The 19,338-nt window shown below is 65.4% G+C and carries 14 protein-coding genes, 1 tRNA gene and 1 pseudogene; 7 read left to right on the forward strand and 9 right to left on the reverse strand.

Annotation, left to right across the window (positions count from 1 at the left end):
• Window positions 1-5: 5 nt before the first annotated feature.
• Window positions 6-386 carry a phage holin family protein gene (locus JOF57_RS06255; RefSeq protein WP_209914875.1) on the reverse strand — a complete coding sequence of 127 codons (381 nt, stop codon included), beginning with the start codon at window positions 384-386 and terminating at the stop codon, window positions 6-8.
• A 94-nt stretch (window positions 387-480) separates the two neighbouring features.
• Between JOF57_RS06255 and JOF57_RS06260 the strand changes: the two genes are divergently transcribed.
• Both JOF57_RS06260 and JOF57_RS06265 read left to right on the forward strand, forming a co-directional pair.
• A tRNA-Ile gene (locus JOF57_RS06260) sits at window positions 481-554 on the forward strand.
• A 144-nt stretch (window positions 555-698) separates the two neighbouring features.
• Window positions 699-1,493 carry a sensor domain-containing protein gene (locus tag JOF57_RS06265; RefSeq protein ID WP_307869969.1) on the forward strand — a complete coding sequence of 265 codons (795 nt, stop codon included), beginning with the start codon at window positions 699-701 and terminating at the stop codon, window positions 1,491-1,493.
• A gap of 160 nt (window positions 1,494-1,653) precedes the next feature.
• Here the strand turns inward: JOF57_RS06265 and JOF57_RS06270 are convergent, their stop codons facing one another.
• Window positions 1,654-1,920 (reverse strand): hypothetical protein, encoded by a 267-nt coding sequence (locus JOF57_RS06270; RefSeq protein WP_209915950.1) that lies wholly within the window; start codon window positions 1,918-1,920, stop codon window positions 1,654-1,656.
• 48 nt (window positions 1,921-1,968) lie between these two features.
• On the opposite strand from JOF57_RS06270, the gene JOF57_RS06275 reads away from it, so the two are divergent.
• Window positions 1,969-2,112 (forward strand): hypothetical protein, encoded by a 144-nt coding sequence (locus tag JOF57_RS06275; protein ID WP_209914878.1) that lies wholly within the window; start codon window positions 1,969-1,971, stop codon window positions 2,110-2,112.
• Between the two features lie 15 nt (window positions 2,113-2,127).
• Here JOF57_RS06275 and ponA2 read toward each other — a convergent pair whose 3' ends face one another.
• Window positions 2,128-4,593, reverse strand: coding sequence for a transglycosylase/D,D-transpeptidase PonA2 (gene ponA2 / locus JOF57_RS06280; RefSeq protein ID WP_209914881.1), 2,466 nt, complete (start codon window positions 4,591-4,593; stop codon window positions 2,128-2,130).
• A 175-nt stretch (window positions 4,594-4,768) separates the two neighbouring features.
• Window positions 4,769-5,260, reverse strand: a complete 492-nt coding sequence (locus tag JOF57_RS06285) for a hypothetical protein (RefSeq protein WP_234937735.1) — start codon at window positions 5,258-5,260, stop codon at window positions 4,769-4,771.
• 180 nt (window positions 5,261-5,440) lie between these two features.
• Between JOF57_RS06285 and phoA the strand changes: the two genes are divergently transcribed.
• A complete protein-coding gene (gene phoA, locus JOF57_RS06290) occupies window positions 5,441-6,940 on the forward strand; it encodes an alkaline phosphatase (RefSeq protein WP_209914888.1) in 1,500 nt (499 codons plus the stop codon).
• On the opposite strand, the gene JOF57_RS06295 is transcribed toward phoA, so the two are convergent.
• The 4 genes from JOF57_RS06295 to JOF57_RS06310 form a co-directional block, all read right to left on the reverse strand.
• Window positions 6,903-8,132 (reverse strand): N(5)-(carboxyethyl)ornithine synthase, encoded by a 1,230-nt coding sequence (locus JOF57_RS06295; RefSeq protein WP_209914891.1) that lies wholly within the window; start codon window positions 8,130-8,132, stop codon window positions 6,903-6,905. The genes phoA and JOF57_RS06295 overlap by 38 nt on opposite strands.
• 134 nt (window positions 8,133-8,266) lie before the next feature.
• Window positions 8,267-11,113 carry an MMPL/RND family transporter gene (locus tag JOF57_RS06300; protein ID WP_209914894.1) on the reverse strand — a complete coding sequence of 949 codons (2,847 nt, stop codon included), beginning with the start codon at window positions 11,111-11,113 and terminating at the stop codon, window positions 8,267-8,269.
• 142 nt (window positions 11,114-11,255) lie between these two features.
• Window positions 11,256-13,190 (reverse strand): ABC transporter ATP-binding protein/permease, encoded by a 1,935-nt coding sequence (locus JOF57_RS06305; RefSeq protein ID WP_307869970.1) that lies wholly within the window; start codon window positions 13,188-13,190, stop codon window positions 11,256-11,258.
• Between the two features lie 141 nt (window positions 13,191-13,331).
• Window positions 13,332-14,300, reverse strand: a complete 969-nt coding sequence (locus tag JOF57_RS06310; RefSeq protein ID WP_407666541.1) for a type IV toxin-antitoxin system AbiEi family antitoxin domain-containing protein — start codon at window positions 14,298-14,300, stop codon at window positions 13,332-13,334.
• 197 nt (window positions 14,301-14,497) lie between these two features.
• On the opposite strand from JOF57_RS06310, the gene JOF57_RS06315 reads away from it, so the two are divergent.
• The 3 genes and pseudogenes from JOF57_RS06315 to JOF57_RS06325 all read left to right on the forward strand — a co-directional run bounded on the left by JOF57_RS06315 (window position 14,498) and on the right by JOF57_RS06325 (window position 17,657).
• Window positions 14,498-14,722: an FmdB family zinc ribbon protein gene (locus tag JOF57_RS06315; RefSeq protein WP_234937736.1), complete on the forward strand. Its 225-nt coding sequence runs from the start codon at window positions 14,498-14,500 to the stop codon at window positions 14,720-14,722.
• Window positions 14,723-14,740: 18 nt separating this feature from the next.
• Window positions 14,741-15,998 (forward strand): annotated as a pseudogene (gene fmdA, locus JOF57_RS06320) (formamidase).
• A 129-nt stretch (window positions 15,999-16,127) separates the two neighbouring features.
• Window positions 16,128-17,657, forward strand: a complete 1,530-nt coding sequence (locus JOF57_RS06325) for a serine/threonine-protein kinase (protein WP_209914903.1) — start codon at window positions 16,128-16,130, stop codon at window positions 17,655-17,657.
• Window positions 17,658-17,662: 5 nt separating this feature from the next.
• Here the strand turns inward: JOF57_RS06325 and JOF57_RS06330 are convergent, their stop codons facing one another.
• Complete coding sequence (locus tag JOF57_RS06330; RefSeq protein ID WP_234937737.1) at window positions 17,663-19,258, reverse strand: adenylate/guanylate cyclase domain-containing protein; 1,596 nt, start codon at window positions 19,256-19,258, stop codon at window positions 17,663-17,665.
• Window positions 19,259-19,338 lie beyond the last annotated feature (80 nt).

The raw sequence follows: 19,338 nt of genomic DNA on the forward strand, positions 1-19,338 counted from the left end.
GACCGTTACTTCGAGGCGACCTTCTTCTTGATGAACAGCGCCGGCAGCACCACCGTGGCCACGGCCGTGACCAGCCAGACCACCACGGTGGCTCCGATCCAGGAGCCGACGCCGCGAATGCTGAGGCCGTGGGTGAGCAGTGCGGCCAGGGCCAGCGCCACCAGGGTGGAGACCAGCCCGATGCCGCCCAGGAATGCCGACGCGTAGCGGCTGGCCATTTTGAGGAAGAACGGCGACAGGATTGCCTGCGCGACGGCGAAGATCACCACCGTGGTGACAAAACCCCACACCGACACCGAGACGCCGGGCACCAGCCACGCGGCGACCAGCAAGCCGAGGGCCGATGAGCCCAGGAAGATCGCTATACGCAGAAGAAAGCGGACCATCCGGTGAGCGTAACCGCGACGGGCCCGCCTGCGGCCCCTCATTGGCATCCGCGTCCGCGCTGTGTGCGACCATATTGCGGCGCAGACGCGCCTGGGGGCGGTAGCTCAGTTGGTTAGAGCCGGGGACTCATAATCCCTTGGTCGCGGGTTCGAGCCCCGCCCGCCCCACTCAACAGCCCCACTCTGAACAGCCCCTGAAGGCTTGCCACGAGAGGTGAGGGCCCGGCAGAGCCCTCCGCGTCGAAGTTGATGGTGTTTCGATAACGGTTTCGGAAAGTCTTCGATCGTTATGAGAAATGTTCTGCGCCGAGTATGTCGTTGCTGTTTCCCTGGATTTATCCATTACGGGTCGACACCACCCTGGCTCGATGTGGCGGCGCAGAAATGGGGGAACGACGAATGCGCATTGCGATTACCGCGATCACCATTGCTGCTGTTTGCGCCCTTGTTGCGGGCTGCGGTCAATCAACGGAACAAGCGGCGGAGAACACTCCGACAACGCCGATGATTACGTCGTTTCCTCCGACGCCGCTGAGACAGAAAACGCTGCCCCGATTGTTGCTTGCGCCCGAACAGATCAACGCGGCAATGGCTGCGGGGGGAATGGCCGTCACGGGTACCGACTCTCAAATGTCCGATGACAGCGGGACGATGGCGCCCCGCGAGTGCCTCGCGGTCGACGGTGCCGCGCAGGCGCCCGTGTATGCCGACAGTGGATTCACCGACGAGCAAGAGGTGTCGTTGAGCGAGCCGGACGTCCTTGCTCACTACGCCAAGCAGGCTGTGGTTCGGTTCGCCGACGCCGACCAGGCCAGGGCCTTCTACGACGCCTCAGTTCAGCAGTGGCCCGCGTGCAAGCACTACACCCACACCCAGACGGGCACTATGTGGGACGTGGGTCCTTACTCCACCGACGGCGGCGTGCTGAGTACGGTGACTACCCAGTCCAACGCCCGGGCAGGCGGGTGGGCTTGCGGTCGGGCGTTGACCGCGAACAACAACATCGTGGTCGACGTCAACACGTGCAGCGCGAACCCGGCGGATTCGGCAGTCAAGATCGTCAAGCAGATCTCCGCGCGGGTCGATGCACCGCCCATTATTTCATAGGCCCGTTGCCGTCAGGGAAGTCGTCGCTTGCTTGGGACTGCACCCGAGCGAAAGGTGTTGCACCGCCACACGTGAACGTCGGCAGAAGTTCCCGGCTCCCACCGGTCTTCTGCCGACGCTCAACGTCACGCCTGGGTGACGGTCGCCCGTCCCCGCGGTGCTAGAACCAGACTTTTCGTCCGCCGACCGGACGGCCGACCGCTCCGAGAATCCACAGGATGACACCGATTACCAAGAGGATTCCGCCGATGGTGTACAGGATCGATATGCCGGTGAAATAGCCGATCAAGAGAAGGATGATACCGAGCACGATCATGGTCAATCCGTTCGACGTAGGAACCCCGTGGGGCTGTCGGCGACAGGAATTGCCATATCCGTCGATTTTCAAACGTGCGGGCGCGTAGGCGCCGCTAGCATCCTCGATCATGGCGGATATGCACCGGCGCACAGTGTTGCTCGGGGCGGGAGCGTTCTTGTGCTGCTGCGGCGCACGTTCGCATTGGCGCAGGACGCCCGGCAGCGTGGCAGCGCCCCCTACGGTGCGCTGCGGGCGATCACCGTGATCGGCCCGCTGCTCGAAGATGAAGCCGCACAACCCCATGAGGGCTATTGGCACTAGCGCCCGGCCCCGTCGTCACGGTGGAGGCGGTGGCGGAGGTGGTGGCGGAGGTGGCGCCGGCAGCGTGATCGGCGGCAGCCCCGGGATCTCGATGACGTTGGGCGGCGGGGGTGGGCCCAACTGGTTGAGCAGGTCCCCGGGCGGCGGAGGTGGCGCCTCGGGCGGGGGAATATAGACCGGCGGTGGCACATATCCCGTGCTGGTGTTGATCGTGATGATCGAGCCGGGAATGGTCCTGCCCTTCGGAGTTGTGCCGACCACCGAACCTCTCGATGCATTGCTGTTGACGGCGGTCGGTTGGTCGGCAACTCGGAAACCGGAGTCCAGCAGGCGTTTACGCGCGTCGTCAACCTTCAAACCGGTCACACTCGGCACTTCGCCACCGGGGCCCCCATCGACGTAGCGCGGGTCGGTGGGAGGCAGCGCGACGGGGCCGAAGTCGTCGGCGATGGGACTCATTGCGGCATACCAGGTCAACGCCGGCTCCGTACCGCCGAACAGGGTGCCGTCGCCGCATTTGCGCAGCGGGTACGAGCACAGTCCCGACGGTGACGACGAGTCGTCGAAGACGTAGTTCGCGGCGGCGTACTGGTTGGTGAAGCCGAGAAATCCCGATGACCGGTGGGCCTCGGTGGTGCCCGTCTTGCCCGACATCGGCAGCTTCCAACCGACCGAACTCGCTGCGCCGGCGGCGGTTCCGCTCTGGGCATCCTTGCTCAGAGCGTTGGCCAACGTATTGGCAAGGCCCTCCGGTACCGCCTGATCGCACGGAACGGTCTCCACGCCCACTTCATGCCCGTTGCGATCGAACATCTTGTCGATCGGGCTCGGGGGGCACCAGGTACCGCCTGAGGCCAGGGTGGCGCCGACATTCGCCAACTCGAGCGCATTGAGCTCGAACGGGCCGAGTGTGAAGGATCCGATGTTCTGCCGCTTGACGTAATCGGCGATGCTCTCGTTGGATTCGGGGTTGTAATCGTGGGCGCTGCCGGGGTCGGCGTAGGACCTCAGGCCCAGCCGGACCGCCATGTCCACCGCACGCGGTACCCCGATCTGTGAGATGAGCTTGGCGAAAGCGGTATTGGGTGATTGCGACAAGGCGTCGGTGACACTCAGCGGGCTGCGGAAACCGTGAACGTTGCGCACACACCACGTTTCCTTCGGACACCCGGGCGTGTCGCTGCTCCCCAGGCCCTTGCCGAGAAACGTTCCGGGGACATCGAGTGGGGAGTTGATGCCCATGCCCATATCGAGTGCGGCGGCGGTGGTGAAGATCTTGAAGATCGACCCGGCACCGTCACCGGCCAACGAAAAGGGCTGCGGCTGCACGGTTTGGTTGGCATCGCGATCGAGCCCGTAGGTGCGGCTGTCGCCCATCGCGACCAGTCGGTGGGTGTCCTTTCCTGGCGTGATCACGCTCATCACGCTCGCGACACCCGCCGCGTTCGGGTCTGCGTACTTCTCGATCGCGGACTGGACGCTGTTCTGCACCTTGGGGTCCAGCGTGGTGCGGATCAGGTACCCATTGCGCGCGACGTCTTTCATGGTGAGCCCGGCACGCGCCAGGTATTGCAGCACATACTCGCAGAAGAAAGCGCGATTCCCCGCAGCGATGCAGCCTTGCGGAAGCGGATCGGCCTGGGGGAGTACCCCCAGCGGTGTCGCCTTGGCAGCGCGCAACTCCTCGGCACGGTCCGGCAGATAGTCGATCAAGGTGTCGAGCACGACGTTGCGCCGCGCCAGGGCGCCGTCGGGATTGGTGTAGGGGTTCAGCGCGCTGGTGGACCGCACCACACCGGCCAGCATGGCGGCCTGCGGCCAGGTGAGATCAGCGGCGTCCACGCCGAAGTAAGTACGTGCGGCGTCCTGAACTCCGAAGGATCCGTTGCCGAACGACACGAGATTCAGATACCTGGCCAGGATCTCGCTTTTGGGGAGGACCTTGTCCATCGCCAGAGCGATTCGGATCTCGCGCAGCTTGCGCACGGGACTGACCTCGACCGCGGCCCGGCGCTCACCGTCGGTGTTCGCGTTGACCAGGAGGTTGTAGTTCTTGACGTATTGCTGCTCGATGGTCGACCCGCCGCGGACCTCTTCGATGCCCCGCAGGTAACCGAAGAGCCCGTTCAGGGTTCCCTGGACATCCACACCGTTGTGTTCGACGAAGCGCTTGTCCTCCACCGAGACGATCGCCAACTTCATGGTGTCGGCGATCCGATCGGGAGGAACCATCCATCGACGCTGCTCGTAGAGCCAGGCGATCGGTTTGCCCGAGGTGTCGACCATGGTGGTGACGATTGGTGCGTCACCTTGGAGCACCTCGGCGGAATCCTGTGCCACGGTGTCGGACAGGCGCGCCGTCATGATGCCGACGCTGCCGACGACGGGGAACATCAACACCGCCACAAGCAACCCGGCCAGCACACAGTGCATGGCCAACTTGGCAACCGTAGACCGCGACCGCGGCGGCGGGTCGGACATGCCCTCAAGCGTAAGGCGATCAACGGTCTGCGATGGATATATCGCACGCAACACGTTGGCTACGTTGTGATTTCAGAACCCCAGAATGTCGAATATGAACGGATTGGCTTGGGGCGACGTCCGTTGTCTGTGGTGATTCGGTACCCGGATGCGCAACGGGACCGGCGGAGCGCCGCTAACGATCGCCGCGACTACAGTTCGGATTTGCCGGTTTGGCGGGCCAACTGCACACGTCGATGTAGGTCTTGTTGGCATAGCCGCCGCCGTCGAACACCCCGTAGGCATCGCCGTGGACGCCGGTGTAGGTGGCGCCGCCGCCTCCGCCGCCGCCCGAGGTGATGATCGTGGTAACCGTCCACCCCTTGCTCTGGAGCGCGTTCTTGTACGCGGTCATCACATCGGTCGGTGATCCGTTGACCTGGTAGTGCAGGTGGATCCCACCGTCGGCGATCTCGTCGGGGCCCCTGCTCTGCTGCACGTCCGCCGGTGTGGGCAACAGCGACGCCACTGCGGCGCCGTCACTGGCCGCGGTGGTGGTGGTCGTCGTGGTGGCGGCCGGTGCCGTGGTCGTGGTGGCCTCGGCTTTCTCGGTCACCGGGCTGCAGGCCGTGGCGGCCAGGCCGATTGCCATCGCCCCGATGAGGCAGGTTGTGGTGTGCTTCGGCATGCGCATCCCCGTTCGTTTTGCCGCACCGTACCAATGCCGGCCAGGGCGTTTGGAGGATATTGACGCCCGGAACGGCCAGGTAGTTCCGATGGCAACAACCGTCCAGCTGTTTGGCTGTCGTTGCCCGAATGTCGACTGCCGGGCAAGCAACGGTTCACCTGCGGCTTCAACGATGTGTCGATGAGACGCAGGTGGTTCGCGGTGGCGGCAGCATTGGTGTGCACGGCAAGCTTGGCCGCGGGGTGTGGCGGCAAGGATGACGACGCCTCGCTTCCGCTGCTCGATCCCGCCGCCGACGGCACCCTGTCCGAGCACGGCGGCGCAACCCGCGCCGGCGACGACCGCAGCCTGCTGATCGCGGACTCCATCAAGAACACCGGCGCCAAGAACGTCATCCTGCTGATCGGTGACGGGATGGGCGACTCCGAGATCACGGTGGCCCGCAACTATGCCCACGGCGCGGGCGGTGCCTTCCCCGGTCTCGACGCCTTTCCACTGACCGGCCAGTACACCCACTACTCCCTGAACAAGGACGGCAAGCCGACCTACGTGACCGACTCGGCGGCCAGCGGAACGGCGTGGGCCACCGGTACCAAGACCTACAACGGTGCCATCTCCGTGGACATCCACGGCACGGATCAGAAGACGCTGCTGCAGCGTGCCAAGGACGCGGGCAAGGCCACCGGTGACATCTCCACCGCCGAGATCCAGGACGCCACCCCGGCGGTGCAACTCGCGCACGTCACCGGACGCAAGTGCTACGGGCCGGATGAGACGACCGCGAAATGTCCGACCAATGCCCTGGAGAAGGGCGGCAACGGATCGATCACCGAGCAGCTACTCACCACGCGGGCCGACGTCGTGATGGGCGGCGGCGCCGAAACGTTCCAGCAGGTCGCCAAAGCCGGTGACTACCAAGGCAAGACACTCGAGGTTCAGGCCAAGGAACGTGGCTTCACCATCGTGCGCAACACCGATGAACTCGGAAAGTCCGACAAGGCTGACCAGGATGCACCGTTGCTCGGCCTGTTCGCCGAGGGGAACATGCCCACCCGCTGGAATGGCCCCGTGGCCGGCAAGGGCGGCTACCTGGAGCCGGCGGTCGAATGCAAGGACAATCCGGACCGTGGCGCATCGGTGCCCACGCTGGCTGCCATGACCGAGAAGTCCATCGACCTGCTCAAGGGCAATGGGAACGGATTCTTCCTGCAGGTCGAGGGCGCCTCGATCGACAAACAGGACCATGCCGCCAACCCCTGCGGTCAGATCGGCGAGACCGTCGACCTTGACGAGGCCGCCAAGGTGGCCCTCGACTTCGCCAAAGCGAACAAGGACACCCTGGTCATCGTCACCGCCGACCACGCCCACAGCAGCCAGATCGTCGAGACCATGAGCGTCGACGACGTCCGTGATGCCGCCGCCGAGGCCGAGCTGCCGTTCGAGGTCACCCGCGACGCCATCTACCCGGGCCTGACCCGCGTGCTCCACAGCAAGGACGGCCAGGACCTGACGATCTCCTACGGCACCTCGGACAACCTCGATGCCATGGACCAGGGGCACACCGGTTCCCAGGTGCGCATCGCGGCCTACGGTCCGGGCGCGGCCAATGTCGTCGGGTTGACCGACCAGACCGACCTGTTCTTCACGATGACCCGCGCCTTGGGTCTGAACGGCAACTGACCTCGCGGAGCGCGGTGTGATTCGTGATGGTTCCGTGGCGGTGCGGGTAGGCATCCTGACGGTGCTGAAACTTCAGGATGTCGGGGTTCAGTGCGGTGCCCTCACGAATCTCGATGGCCCGCGAGATCGTGTTGTCAGCATCCCAGGCCGCCGGACCCTCGAGCACAGTCTCAATGTGCGGCATCAGCGCCTCGCTGATCTCCCATGTCGCGGAGTTCCACAGGTAGGACGGGCTGTGGTCCACGGCGTAGTAGTAGACGTCGTCGGCGACCTTGCAGACCGGGTCGGCGAACGAGGTCGGGTGCGCCCAGCTGAACCCCATGCCGACATCGCAGGAGACGTCGACGAGCACGCTGCCAGGGCTGAACATGGCCAGATCATCTTCGGTGACGAAGATGAGGGGAGCGTTGGGATCCTGCAGCACGCAGTTGACGACGATGTCGTTCTCGGCCAGGAAACGAGCCACCGGCACCACGCCGTCCTCTGCTGTGTCGGCCCACGTCAGCTCGGGAGTTTCCTTGTCGCGTCCCATCTGCACGATCTGCGTTGAGTGGATGGGTGATCCGACGGCCGCCACCTCACGGTTGGTCAGGACGCGGACATCATCGACGCCGTGGGCGTTGAGTGCGGTGACCGCGCCGCGGGCCGTCGCACCGAATCCGATGACGGCGGCGCGGAGCCGACGACCGTAGCTACCGGTGATGCCGGCCAGTTGCATCGCGTGCAGCACGGAGCAGTAACCCGCGAGCTCGTTGTTCTTGTGGAAGACGTGGAGACCGAATCCACCGTCGGCCTGCCAGTGGTTCATTGCCTCGAAGGCGATCAGCGTCAGCCGGCGGTCAATGGCGACCTGCGTAAGGGCGGCATCCTGCACGCAGTGTGGCCATCCCCAGACCACCTGTCCGACCCTCAGCTCCGCCAGGTCCTCGGCCTGCACCTTGGGCAGCAGGATGATGTCGCAGTCCGCGATGATCTCGTCACGTGTCTTGATTCCGCCGACCAGCTCGGCCAGTGCATCATCAGTGGCGCCGAACTCCTCGCCGTAGCCGTGCTCAAGAAAGATCCGCTGCCGTAACGATGGATCGATCCTGCTGAAGTGCGCTGGGTGGATGGGCAGCCTGCGCTCGTCAGGCTTCCGGGAGTGGGCCATAACGCCTAGCGAAAGCGGTTGCACCTCAGCGTTTCTGGTCATGCAGTGCCACCTCGATGGACTGCGCCTTGGATCTTCGAGGAGAGATGTCAGACATCGCTGGGCCCCTTGACTGTGAGGGCCTGAGTGGTCCCGATGTCCTTGACACTACGCGGCGCGGAAGGCCGCCGGTGCCATCAGCGGCCGGTGCGCGCCATCGCCTGCGCCACCACGCCGCGCGCCGGACGCTGACGCACCAGCTGCGGCCACCAGAACCAGCGGCCCATCAGCGCCGCGATCGACGGAGTCATGAACGACCGGATCACCAGGGTGTCGAACAACAGGCCCAGTCCGATCGTCGAGCCCACCTGGGCCACCACGATCATCTCGCTGACCACCATCGACATCATGGTGAACGCGAACACCAGACCGGCGGCGGTGACAACCGATCCGCTGCCGCCCATGGCCCGGATGATGCCGGTGTTGATACCGGCGGGCAGCTCTTCCTTGAGTCGCGCCACCAACAACAGGTTGTAGTCCGCGCCGACGGCCAACAGCACGATCACCGCCATCGCCATCACCATGAAGTGCAGTTCGATCCCTAACAGGTGCTGCCACACCAGGACCGACAATCCGAACGACGTTCCCAGCGATATCAGCACCGTGCCGACGATCACCGCCGCGGCGACCAGGCTGCGAGTGATGATCAACATGATGATGAAGATCAGGCACATCGCCGAGATCCCGGCGATGATCAGGTCGTAGTTGTTGCCTTCCTGCATGTCCTTGAAAGCCGATGCGGTACCGCCCATATAGATCTTGGAACCCTCGAACGGTGTGTTCTTGATGGCTTCCTTGGCGGCCAGCTTGATGTCGTCGACCAGCCCGATGCCTTCGGGCGTCAGCGGGTCACCCTGATGAGAGATGATGAAGCGCACGGCTTTTCCATCGGGGGAGATGAAGCTGTCCATGCCGCGCTTGAAGTCGGCGTTGTTGAAGATCTCCGGCGGTAGATAGAAGGTGTCGTCGTTCTTGGAGTCGTTGAACGCGGTGCCCATGGCGGTCTGGTTTTCCTGCATCGCGGCCATCTGATCCTGCAGACCCTTCTGGGTCTGGTTCATCGTCAGCATCATCGTCTTCATCGTCCGCATGCTCTCGATCTGCGGCTGCATCATGGTGGCCATCTGCGGCATCAGGGCGTCGAGCCGATGCATGTCGGGCATCATCTGCTCGATGGTCTCGGTCATGCTGTCGACGCCGTCGAGGCCGTCGAACACCGAGCGCATAGACGCGCAGACGGGGATGTTGTAGCAGTGCGGTTCCCAGTACAGGTAGTTGCGCACCGGGCGCAGGAAGTCGTCGAAATCGGAGATGTGGTCCCGCAGTTCCTTGACGTCGACGACCATCGTGTCCATCTTGCCGACCATGCTGTGCGTGATGGAGCTCATTTCGCCCATCAGCGTGATCATCTGATCCATCGTGTCGATGGTCTTCTGCATCTCGTCGGCCTGCAGCAACATGTCGTCGGCGCGGTCAGTGAGGTACTTGCGGTTCATGGTCTGCATGACCCCGCCCATGCTCATCTGAGCGGGAATGGTGCTGAACTCCAGCGGTTCACCCTGCGGGCGGGTGATGGCCTGCACGCTCCCGACCCCGGGCACCTCGAAGATCCGCTTGGCGATTCTGTCGATCACCAGGAAGTCCGCGGAATTGCGGATGTCGTGATCGGTTTCGATGAGCAACAACTCGGGGTTCATCTTCGCCGCCGAGAAGTGCCGGTCGGCCGCGGCGTAGCCCTCCTGCGCAGGCAGATCGGTCGGCAGATAGTTGCGGTCGTTGTAGTTGGTCCGGTAGCCCGGCAGGGTCAGTAGCCCGACCAACGACAGCAGGATGGTGCCCAGCAGCACCGGGCCCGGCCAGCGGACCACGAAGGCTCCCAGCCGCCGCCAGAAGCGGATGCGCATGGCGCGTTTGGGTTCGAGCACCTTGCCGAACCGGCTGGCCACCGTGATCACCGCCGGCCCCAACGTCAACGCCGCCACCACCGTGACGGTCATGCCGACGGCCATCGGAATACCCAGGGTCTGGAAATAGGGCAGCCGGGTGAAATGCAGACACAATGTCGCCCCGGCGATTGTCATACCGGAGCCGAGCACCACGTGCGCGGTGCCGTGGAACATCGTGTAGTACGCCTGTTCTCGGTCCTCGCCGACGCTGCGGGCTTCCTGATATCGCCCGATCAGGAATATCGCGTAATCGGTGGCCGCGGCGATCGCGAGCGTGACCAGAAGCTGTGTCGCGAACGTCGAGAGGCCGATCAGGTTGTGGTATCCCAGGAATGCGACGAAGCCGCGGGCCACCGACAGCTCGATCACCACCATCGCCAGCACCAGGAGCACCGTGATGATGGACCGGTACACCAGCAGCAGCATCGTGATGATGACGAGGAACGTGACGCCTTCGATGATCTTGACGCTGCGGTCGCCGGAGATCTGCTGATCGGCTGCCAGGGCGGTGGGCCCGGTGACGTACACCTTCAGCCCCGGCGGTGGGGACAGCTCCGCGATCAGCTTCTGGACGGCTTCCACCGATTCGTTGGCCAACAACTCACCCATGTTGCCGGCCATGTACACCTGCACGTAGGCGGCCTTGCCGTCATTGCTCTGGGCGCCGGCCTCGGTCAGCGGATCGCCCCAGAAGTCCTGGACGTGCTCGACGTGTTTCTTGTCGGCTTCCAGCCGGTCGACCATGTCGTTGTAGAACCGGTGCGCGTCGTCGTTGAGCTTGTCGTCGGCCTCCAGCACGATCATCGCCGAGCTGTCGGAATGGAACTCGTCGAACACCTTGCCGACGCGCTTCATCGCGATCACCGACGGTGCCTCGTCGGGGCTCATCGACACCGAGCGCATCTGACCGACCACCTCGAGCGGGGGAACGGTCACGCTCAGAAACGCGAGCAGAGCGATCCAGCCGACAATCACCGGAATGGCGAGTCGACGGATCCATCGAGCAACCCCCGTGTGGGGGGCTCTGAATTCGGCCATCAGGAACCCTTGGTGGTCGGTGGGGAGAGCACGATGCAACGGTCGGGCACTGTGCGAAGGCTGACCTTACTACGTCGTGTCGTTCCCACCGTCTTACCAGACGGGGCGGGGCGGTGGGGCGCCAGCTTTCCCCACCACCGAGCTACACGCCGACCGAGTCGACCTCGCCGACGCGGCCCAGCCGCCACTGTCCCTCGCCGAGCAGTTCCAGGTGGGTGTTGTGATGGCGGTGCACGGTGGCGCGGTGGGTGACGCTGACCAACACAGTGTCGGGCAGCTCGCGACGGATCAGGCTGTAGATCATGAACTCCAGTGGTTCATCGAGCGCCGAGGTCGCCTCGTCCAGGAACGCCACCTTGGGTTTGGTCAGCAGCAGCCGGGCGAATGCGACGCGCTGCTGTTCGCCGGGGGACAGCACCTTGGCCCAGTCGGCGTCCTCGTCGAGCCGGTCGACGTAGCGCGGCAGCGCGACCGCGAGCAGGGCATCTCGCAGCGCCTTATCGGGCAATTCTCCGGGCTGGTGCGGGTAGGACACCACGGTCCGCAGATCGCCCAACGGAATGTAGGGCACTTGCGACAGGTACAGCGTTTCGTTGTCGCCCTGGGGGCACCGCACGGAGCCTGAGGCGTAGGGCCACAGCTGGGCGATGCTGCGAAGCAGGGTGGTCTTGCCGGTCCCCGATTTGCCGGTGATGATCAGCGCCTCGCCGGTGGCCAGGGACAGCGTGAGATCGTCGATCAACTGCTCACCGGCCGGGTTGCGCACTTCCACGTCGTCGAGTTCGACCAGGTTGTCGGCGCCTTCGGAAAGCTCGGCGACGTCCAACTTGGGCAGCGCGCGGCTCTGCTCGTCGGCGGTCACCAGGCCGTACAGGCGGATGATCGAGGCGCGGTAACCCGCGAACGTGTCATAGGAATTTCGGAAGAACGACAACGCGTCCTGGATGGCACCGAAGGCGGCCACCGACTGATTGACCGTCCCGAGCTGGATCTGGCCGGTGAACAATCGCGGGGCCTGCAACATCCACGGCAGCGGAATGATGATGTGGTTCATCGACAGGTTCCAGCCGGTGAAGGCCATGGTCCGGTTGACGAAGTGCTTGTAGTTGTCGACGACGGCCGTGAAGCGTTCCCGCAGCTGGGACCGCTCGACCTTCTCACCGCGGTAGAGCGCGACCGACTCGGCCGCATCGCGCAGCCGCACCAACGCGTAACGGAAAGCGGCGTTGAACTTCTCGTTGTTGAACGACAGCCGGATCAGCGGACGACCGAGCGCGAACGCGATCACGGTGGCGAACGCGACATAGACGAACACCGACCAGAACATCGCGCGCGGTATCTCGACACCGAAGAGGTTGAGCTCACCCGAGAGGTTCCACAGGATCGAAGTGAACGAGATGACCGAGACGATCGACGAGATCGCGCCGAACGGCAGCGTGCCGTTGCTGGTCTGATGCGGGGTATTGGGCTGCGGGCCCGAGAGCGCGGTGAACACATCGATGTCGGCCTGGATGCGCTGATCGGGGTTGTCGATGGTCTTGTCGATGAACCGGGACCGGTAGTACGCACGGCCGTCGAGCCAGTCCCCGGTGAGCCGGTCGGTCAGCCAGGCGCGCCAAGCCAGCATGAAGCGCTGCGTCATGAACAGGTCGACCAGCACCCGGGTGACCAGGATCGCGGCCAACACCATAAAGGTCGCCAGGGCAATCCAAAAGCCCTTGATCCCTGAGCTTCTCACCTCGTCATTGCCAATGGCCAAGCCCTCGACGGCGACCTGGGCGGAGGTGAACAGGTCGTTGCCCTGATAGCTGAACAACACCGACAGTCGCACGTTGATGATCACCGACAACAAGATCGCCGCCAATGTCAGCCACGGCTTGAGGCTGTGTCTCCCGGTGAAATAGGCACCGGTGACGGCCCAGAACTGGTGGCCCCAGGTGGTGAAACGAGCGATGAGGGTCAGCACGGCCAGAGTGCAGACCGCCGTGATGGTCCAGGCCTGGGCGAGCCACCACAGGGAGTGCAGCAGCTCGCTGCTCCAGTCGATCGAGGGCGAGAACGGCTTGACCTGGTTCACCGGGTCCCTCCTCATCTGCCGACGGACCTGCGTGAAGCTACCGCAGTCGGGCGTCGCCCGCGTCCATCCACGCCGCACCCGCTTCCGCAGTTGGGCGGCGGATTGCTGCTCGATCGTGACTGCAATCCGCCGCAGCGACGGCTATGCGGCGCGGTCGAGCAGCTCGAACCCGCACGCCGGCCCGCACGGTCGGCCGGATACCTCGATCCTGTGCCGCTGCAGCACCGCAGCGATCTTGCCGGCGGTCTGACATGGCCGGTCGAAAACCTGCGCGTAGGACAGCCTGACGGTGGACCGGCCGTCGACTGCGGCGTCGAGATCCCGCTCGAAATCCTGGTTCCGCGCGGCCACCGAGTCGTGGAACAGGCGGCCATCGAGTTCGACCACCAGCCGTTCGCCGTACTCTGAATCGCGATAGCAGACACCCACCGATGAGGCGGACCGCTTCTGTCGCGTGGCCCGCGGCAAACCATGCGCTCGCTCGACACGAACGAGATAGCCGTGCTCAAGCACCGAGCATGTGCCGTCGGCGATATCGAGCAGTACCGCCCGCAGCCATCGGCGACGGCGGAGCCGCCCCCGTGAATCGAGGGCTTGCAGCAGCCGCTGTGCGGTCGTTCGACGCGATTGGCAGGCATTGGCCAGGACTGCAATGGCATCGAGTTCTGAGCCGGCCCGGCAGGCGACGTCGAGTGCGGCGTCCTCGTAACGCATCCGCGGCGGCCCGACGTTCCACAGCGCACGCTCTTGGAGGTGTGCGACGCGGTGAATGCGGACGCCGGCCGGCTCAGTCAATGTCGACCGTTGTCGCTCGATGGCGACATGGATGAGGGACGTTTCGGCGCCCAAGGCCGATTCGAGGCACAGTGCCGCCGGTGCCGCGTAAAGCACTGCAGCCCAGGTGCGTTGCGACCAGGTCGGCGGGCCGGTGTGATCGACGTAGACGCCCGCAGACACCCGCGCCCACTCGTTGCGCCGGAGCAACCGCCGGATCTCATGCTCCTGAAAACCCGCAGCCAGCGCCTGTCGACGCGAGATCACCCCGTCCTGTTGGCGGAGCGCATCGTCGATGTCCACGCTTCGATACTTGTCGAGCGGCGCGACCGCCACCAGAGCACTACGGTGATCTGTGGATAACCCTTTACGCGGCGGATCGCTGCCACATAGTGACTGCAAACCGCCGCGTTGAGCCGGACTACTCGAGTAACGTCGCAGATGCCTGACCGCTCGGACAGTGAGGAAAACTGTTGGTGCTCTACGTGTTTCGTTGTGAGTCTGGCTGCGCTTCCACGGAGCAGCGGTTTTCGATGAATGCCCGCCCAGACGCCATCGACTGCCCGGACTGCGGGGGGCCTGCCCGCCGCATGATCTCCTCGCCGAACCTGGGCCGCGGCCCCTCGACCGCCATGGCGCTACAGGACACAACACGAGCGTCGGCCGACCGTCCTGCCGTGGTGGCCGGACTGCCATCCGGCGGCCGGCGGCAGAAGATCACCACCAACCCGCTCCATCAGAAGTTGCCCCGTCCCTGAAGTCCTGAAGGAGTACCAATGCCTGATGTTGTGTTCCCGCTCGACTCGACCAAGAAGTTCACCGATCAGGAGAAGCTGGGCCACAACCGCTGGCACCCTGACATCCCGGCGGCGGTGACGGTCAAGAAGGGCGACTCGTTCCGGGTGCACTGCCGCGAGTGGTTCGACGGTGCCATCGTCAACGACGATTCCGCCGACGACATCCTCAACGCACCGCTGACCACGGTGCACGTCCTCTCCGGCCCGATCGCCGTCGAGGCGTGCCAAACCGGGTGACCTGCTGATCGTCGACATCCTCGACGTCGGCCCCATCCCGCAGGAGGATTCCGGGCCGCTGGCCGGCCAGGGCTGGGGCTACACGGGCATCTTTCCCACCCAGAACGGCGGCGGATTCCTCACCGAGCAGTTCCCCGACGCCTACAAGGCGATCTGGGATTTCTCCGGCCAGAAGGCCACCTCACGCCACGTCCCGCACGTCGAGTTCACCGGCATCGTGCACCCCGGCCTGATGGGCACCGCGCCCTCGACCGGGCTGCTCGCGAAGTGGAACAGCCGCGAGGCCGCCCTGATCGCCACCGACCCCGACCGGGTGCCGCCGCTGGCCCTGCCGCCCGAACCGCGTGACGCGATCCTCGGCGGGCTGGCCGGTGATGCCTTCACCACGGCCGCTGCCGAGGCGGCCCGCACCGCACCGCCGCGGGAGAACGGCGGCAACCAGGACATCAAGAACCTCACCAAGGGCAGCCGGGTGTTCTATCCGGTGTTCGTCGACGGGGCGAACCTCTCGGTCGGCGACCTGCACTTCTCGCAGGGCGACGGTGAGATCACCTTCTGCGGTGCCATCGAGATGGGCGGCTTCATCGACCTGCGCGTCGACGTCATCCCCGGCGGCATGGAGACCTACGGTGTGAGTGAGAACGCAATATTCATGCCCGGCAACACCGACCCGCAGTACTCCGAATGGATCGCCTTCTCCGGCACCTCGGTCACCCTCGATGGTGAGCAGCGCTACCTGGACTCGCACCTGTCCTACCAGCGAGCCTGCCTGCACGCGATCGAATATCTGACGAAATTCGGCTACAGCCCCGAGCAGGCGTACCTGCTGTTGGGCGCCGCACCCATCGAGGGGCGCCTGTCCGGCGTGGTCGACATCCCGAATGCCTGTGCGACGGTGTACATCCCGACGGCGATCTTCGATTTCCCGATCGCGCCTTCGGCCTCGGGGCCGACGAAGATCGACCCGGGTATGGGGGCCCCGCACTCGTCGTTCGGCTGACGGGTCCCGGACACCGGTCGCGGCGGGCCGGGCCAAAGTCGAACTATCCTCGTCATCGAGATCAGTCCGATAGGTCAGATGTGCCCGCCCCCGACCCGGGGGCTTGGCGCAACCGGAAAGGATCGCGCAATGACCCCGCCCCCTGGTGCCTCGCGCCTCGGCACCCGGTTCGGACCCTACGAGCTGAAATCGTTGATCGGTGTGGGTGGCATGGGCGAGGTGTACCGCGCCTACGACACGGTCAAGGAACGCATGGTGGCGGTCAAACTGCTGCGCACCGAGATCGCCGCAGACGCGAACTTTCAGGAGCGGTTCCGGCGTGAATCCCGGGTGGCGGCCCGGCTGCAGGAACCCCACGTCATCCCGGTGCACGATTTCGGGGAGATCGACGGCGTCCTGTACATCGACATGCGCCTGGTCGAGGGTGCCAGCGTCAAGGAACTGCTGCGGACCAACGGCCCGCTCACCCCGGAAGGCGCCACCGCGATCGTCACGCAGGTGGCTGCGGCGCTGGACGCTGCGCACGCCGACGGCTTGGTGCACCGCGACATCAAGCCGGAGAACGTGCTGCTCACCCCCGACGATTTCGCCTACCTGGTGGATTTCGGTATCGCTCACGTCGGGGGTGAGGCGAGCGTCACGATGACGGGCATGCTGATCGGATCGAGCGCCTACATGGCGCCCGAGCGGTTCTCCGGCGGCCCGGTCGGACCGGCCGCCGACGTCTATGCGCTGACCTGCCTGCTCTACGAGATGCTGATCGGCCGGCCACCTTTCGAGACCGGTGATCTGCGCCAGCTGATGAGTGCGCACATGTTCGCGCCGGCGCCGCGGCCCAGCATCATGCGACGCGGCATACCGCGCGCATTCGACGAGGTGGTCGCCAAGGGCATGGCCAAGGACGCCGTGGATCGCTATTCCAGCGCCGGTGAACTGGCCAAAGCTGCCCGCGCGGTGGTCGGCTCTGCCAGTTCGGTTGCAGCACCGGCACCGGCACCACCGCCGCGACCGGCACCGCCGCCGAGCACACCGGGAACCCGCGAGTTCTCCTCGATCTACCCGAACCCGGATCACACCGGTTTCACCCCGTATCCGCCGGCGCCGCCCCCACCCCAGGTACCGCCGGCCCCCGTGCGTACAGCGCGGTTCAGCCGGACCCAGGTGATCCTGATCGTGGTGTCGGTGGGCCTGTTCGGGATTGCCGCCGTGCTGGCCGCGGTTCTGGCCAGTGGCGGCGATGGCGCCTCCACCCGCGAGACGCTGGCCGTACCGTCTTCGCCGAGCTCGACGTCCGAAGCGCCGACGAGCACCACCAAGGCCGGTTCGGCGACGGCCGACGTGAGCGGCACCGACGAGCAGGGCTTCATCGACCACACCGCGCGCTGCGTCGAGGGAACCACCCCCGCTGCGGTGATCCGGACCGCGTCCTCGCTGGCGGTGATCTGCCAGAGCGGCAGCGATTCCTTCTCCTACCGCGGTGAGCGTCTCAGCGACGGTGCCAATCTCCAGATCCCCACGGCCGAGCGTTCCGGCAACGGTTTCGTGGCGACCAATCCCGCCGACGGTGCACGCTATGAGGTCGGGCCCGACGGACTCACCATCAGCAGTAACGGCCACGTCGATTCGTCTGAACCGCCTCTGGAGTACGGCCGGCGCTGACGCGCTCAGGAGGCGGTTTTCACCGCGGTGGTGCTTGCGGCAACCGGGGCGTAGACGTCCACCGGATTGGCTTTGCCCTTGAGGGACAGCCCCGGGCGGGCCTCGAAACCGCCTCGGTCACCGGTGAGTTGACTCAGCGTGGCCGCCGTGAGCAGCACGGTGTCGCCAGTCTGACGGGTGGCGGATTCCACCCGGGAGGCGATGTTCACCGCGTCACCGATCACCGAGAACTCCAAACGGCCTGCGCCGCCGACATTTCCGGCGACCACCGGCCCTGAGTTCAGCCCGACGCCCACCGACAGCGTGCCGCTGAACTCGTCGTGAACGGCGTCGGCGATCTGTAACGCTGCGCCAAGGGCGTCGTCGGCGTGCCGGTCCTGGTGCCGGGGCGCGCCGAAGACGGCCATGAGGCCGTCGCCCGCGTACTTGTCGACGTGGCCGCCGTGGTCGTGCACGATCGGGACGATCCGCTCGAACAGCCGGTTGAGCGTGGTGACGACCTCGGTGGGCTGCAACTGCTCGGCGAGCGTGGTGAATCCGCGGACGTCGACGAACATGAGCGTGACGTCCACCTCCTGGGCTTGCACCGACCCGGAGGCGCGCAGAATGTGTTCGGCCACATCGCGATCCACGTAGGTGCCGAAGGCGTCGCGGATGCGTTCCCGTTCGGCCAGGCCCGCCGTCATGGTGTTGAAACCGGCTTGCAGTCGCCCGATCTCGCTGGCGTCGTCGACCTCGACCCGCGCAGTGAAGTCGCCTGCCTGAACCTGGGCCAGGGCCCGGCGCAACGCGGTGACACGCTCGGTGACCGACCGGATGGCGATCAGGATCGCGAACAGTCCGACCACGATCGCCACCGCCACCAGGATCAGGATGGCCGCGAAGCTGCGTTGGGCCCGGAAGCCGACGTTTGCGAGGTAGCCGACCGCTAGTACGGCGACGCCGATCAGCGGCACCCCGGTGGCCAACAGCCAGGCCATCACCAGCCTGCGCCCGATCGTCGGCCCGAATCGCCGGTCCGGCGTGGTGCCGTCGAGGGCACGAGCCGACACCGGCCGCATGACCCGCTCGACGATCAGGTACCAGACCGCGCTCGTCGAGATACCGCCCAATGCCACGACGCTGAAGATGTACACCGCGGTAGTCACCTGCTGACTGAGCGCCAGCGAGCCGAAGATCACCGCGCCGACACCCCACACCGCGGCCGACAACCGCACCGCCTCCCCGGAGGCGCCCAGCGTCATTCGCTGTTCCCGTGGGGTGGGCCGGCGGCCCTCGCTGAGCCAGGCGGTGCCGGCGGCGAACCGGTGGCGCCGCACCCGCATCATCACCGGGACCGCGACTGCGAGGAACACGATGAGTACCGCGCCGCCGCGCGTCAGCAAACGGTGGGTGTCCGCCGGGCTCAGCACGATGGGGGCCGCGAAGGCCAGGAAGGCGCCGACTACCCCGACGCCACCGGCGCTGACCACGGCCGCGCTGAGTACCCAGCGCCTGAAGGTCTGATGACGAAGTTCAGCCCCGGCGTCGCGGGCGATGACGTCGGGGGCGACAGCGACGGGCTTCCTGCGCTGGGACAACCCGTGAACAGTGGCGTCCATGCGCTCAGCTTGCGCGCATAACCACAACGGTAACTAGCGTAGTCGGCTACCTGTCTGCGGCCGATTAGTCTGGAATCGGA

It is taken from the genome of Mycolicibacterium lutetiense, assembly GCF_017876775.1.
Lineage (GTDB): Bacteria > Actinomycetota > Actinomycetes > Mycobacteriales > Mycobacteriaceae > Mycobacterium > Mycobacterium lutetiense.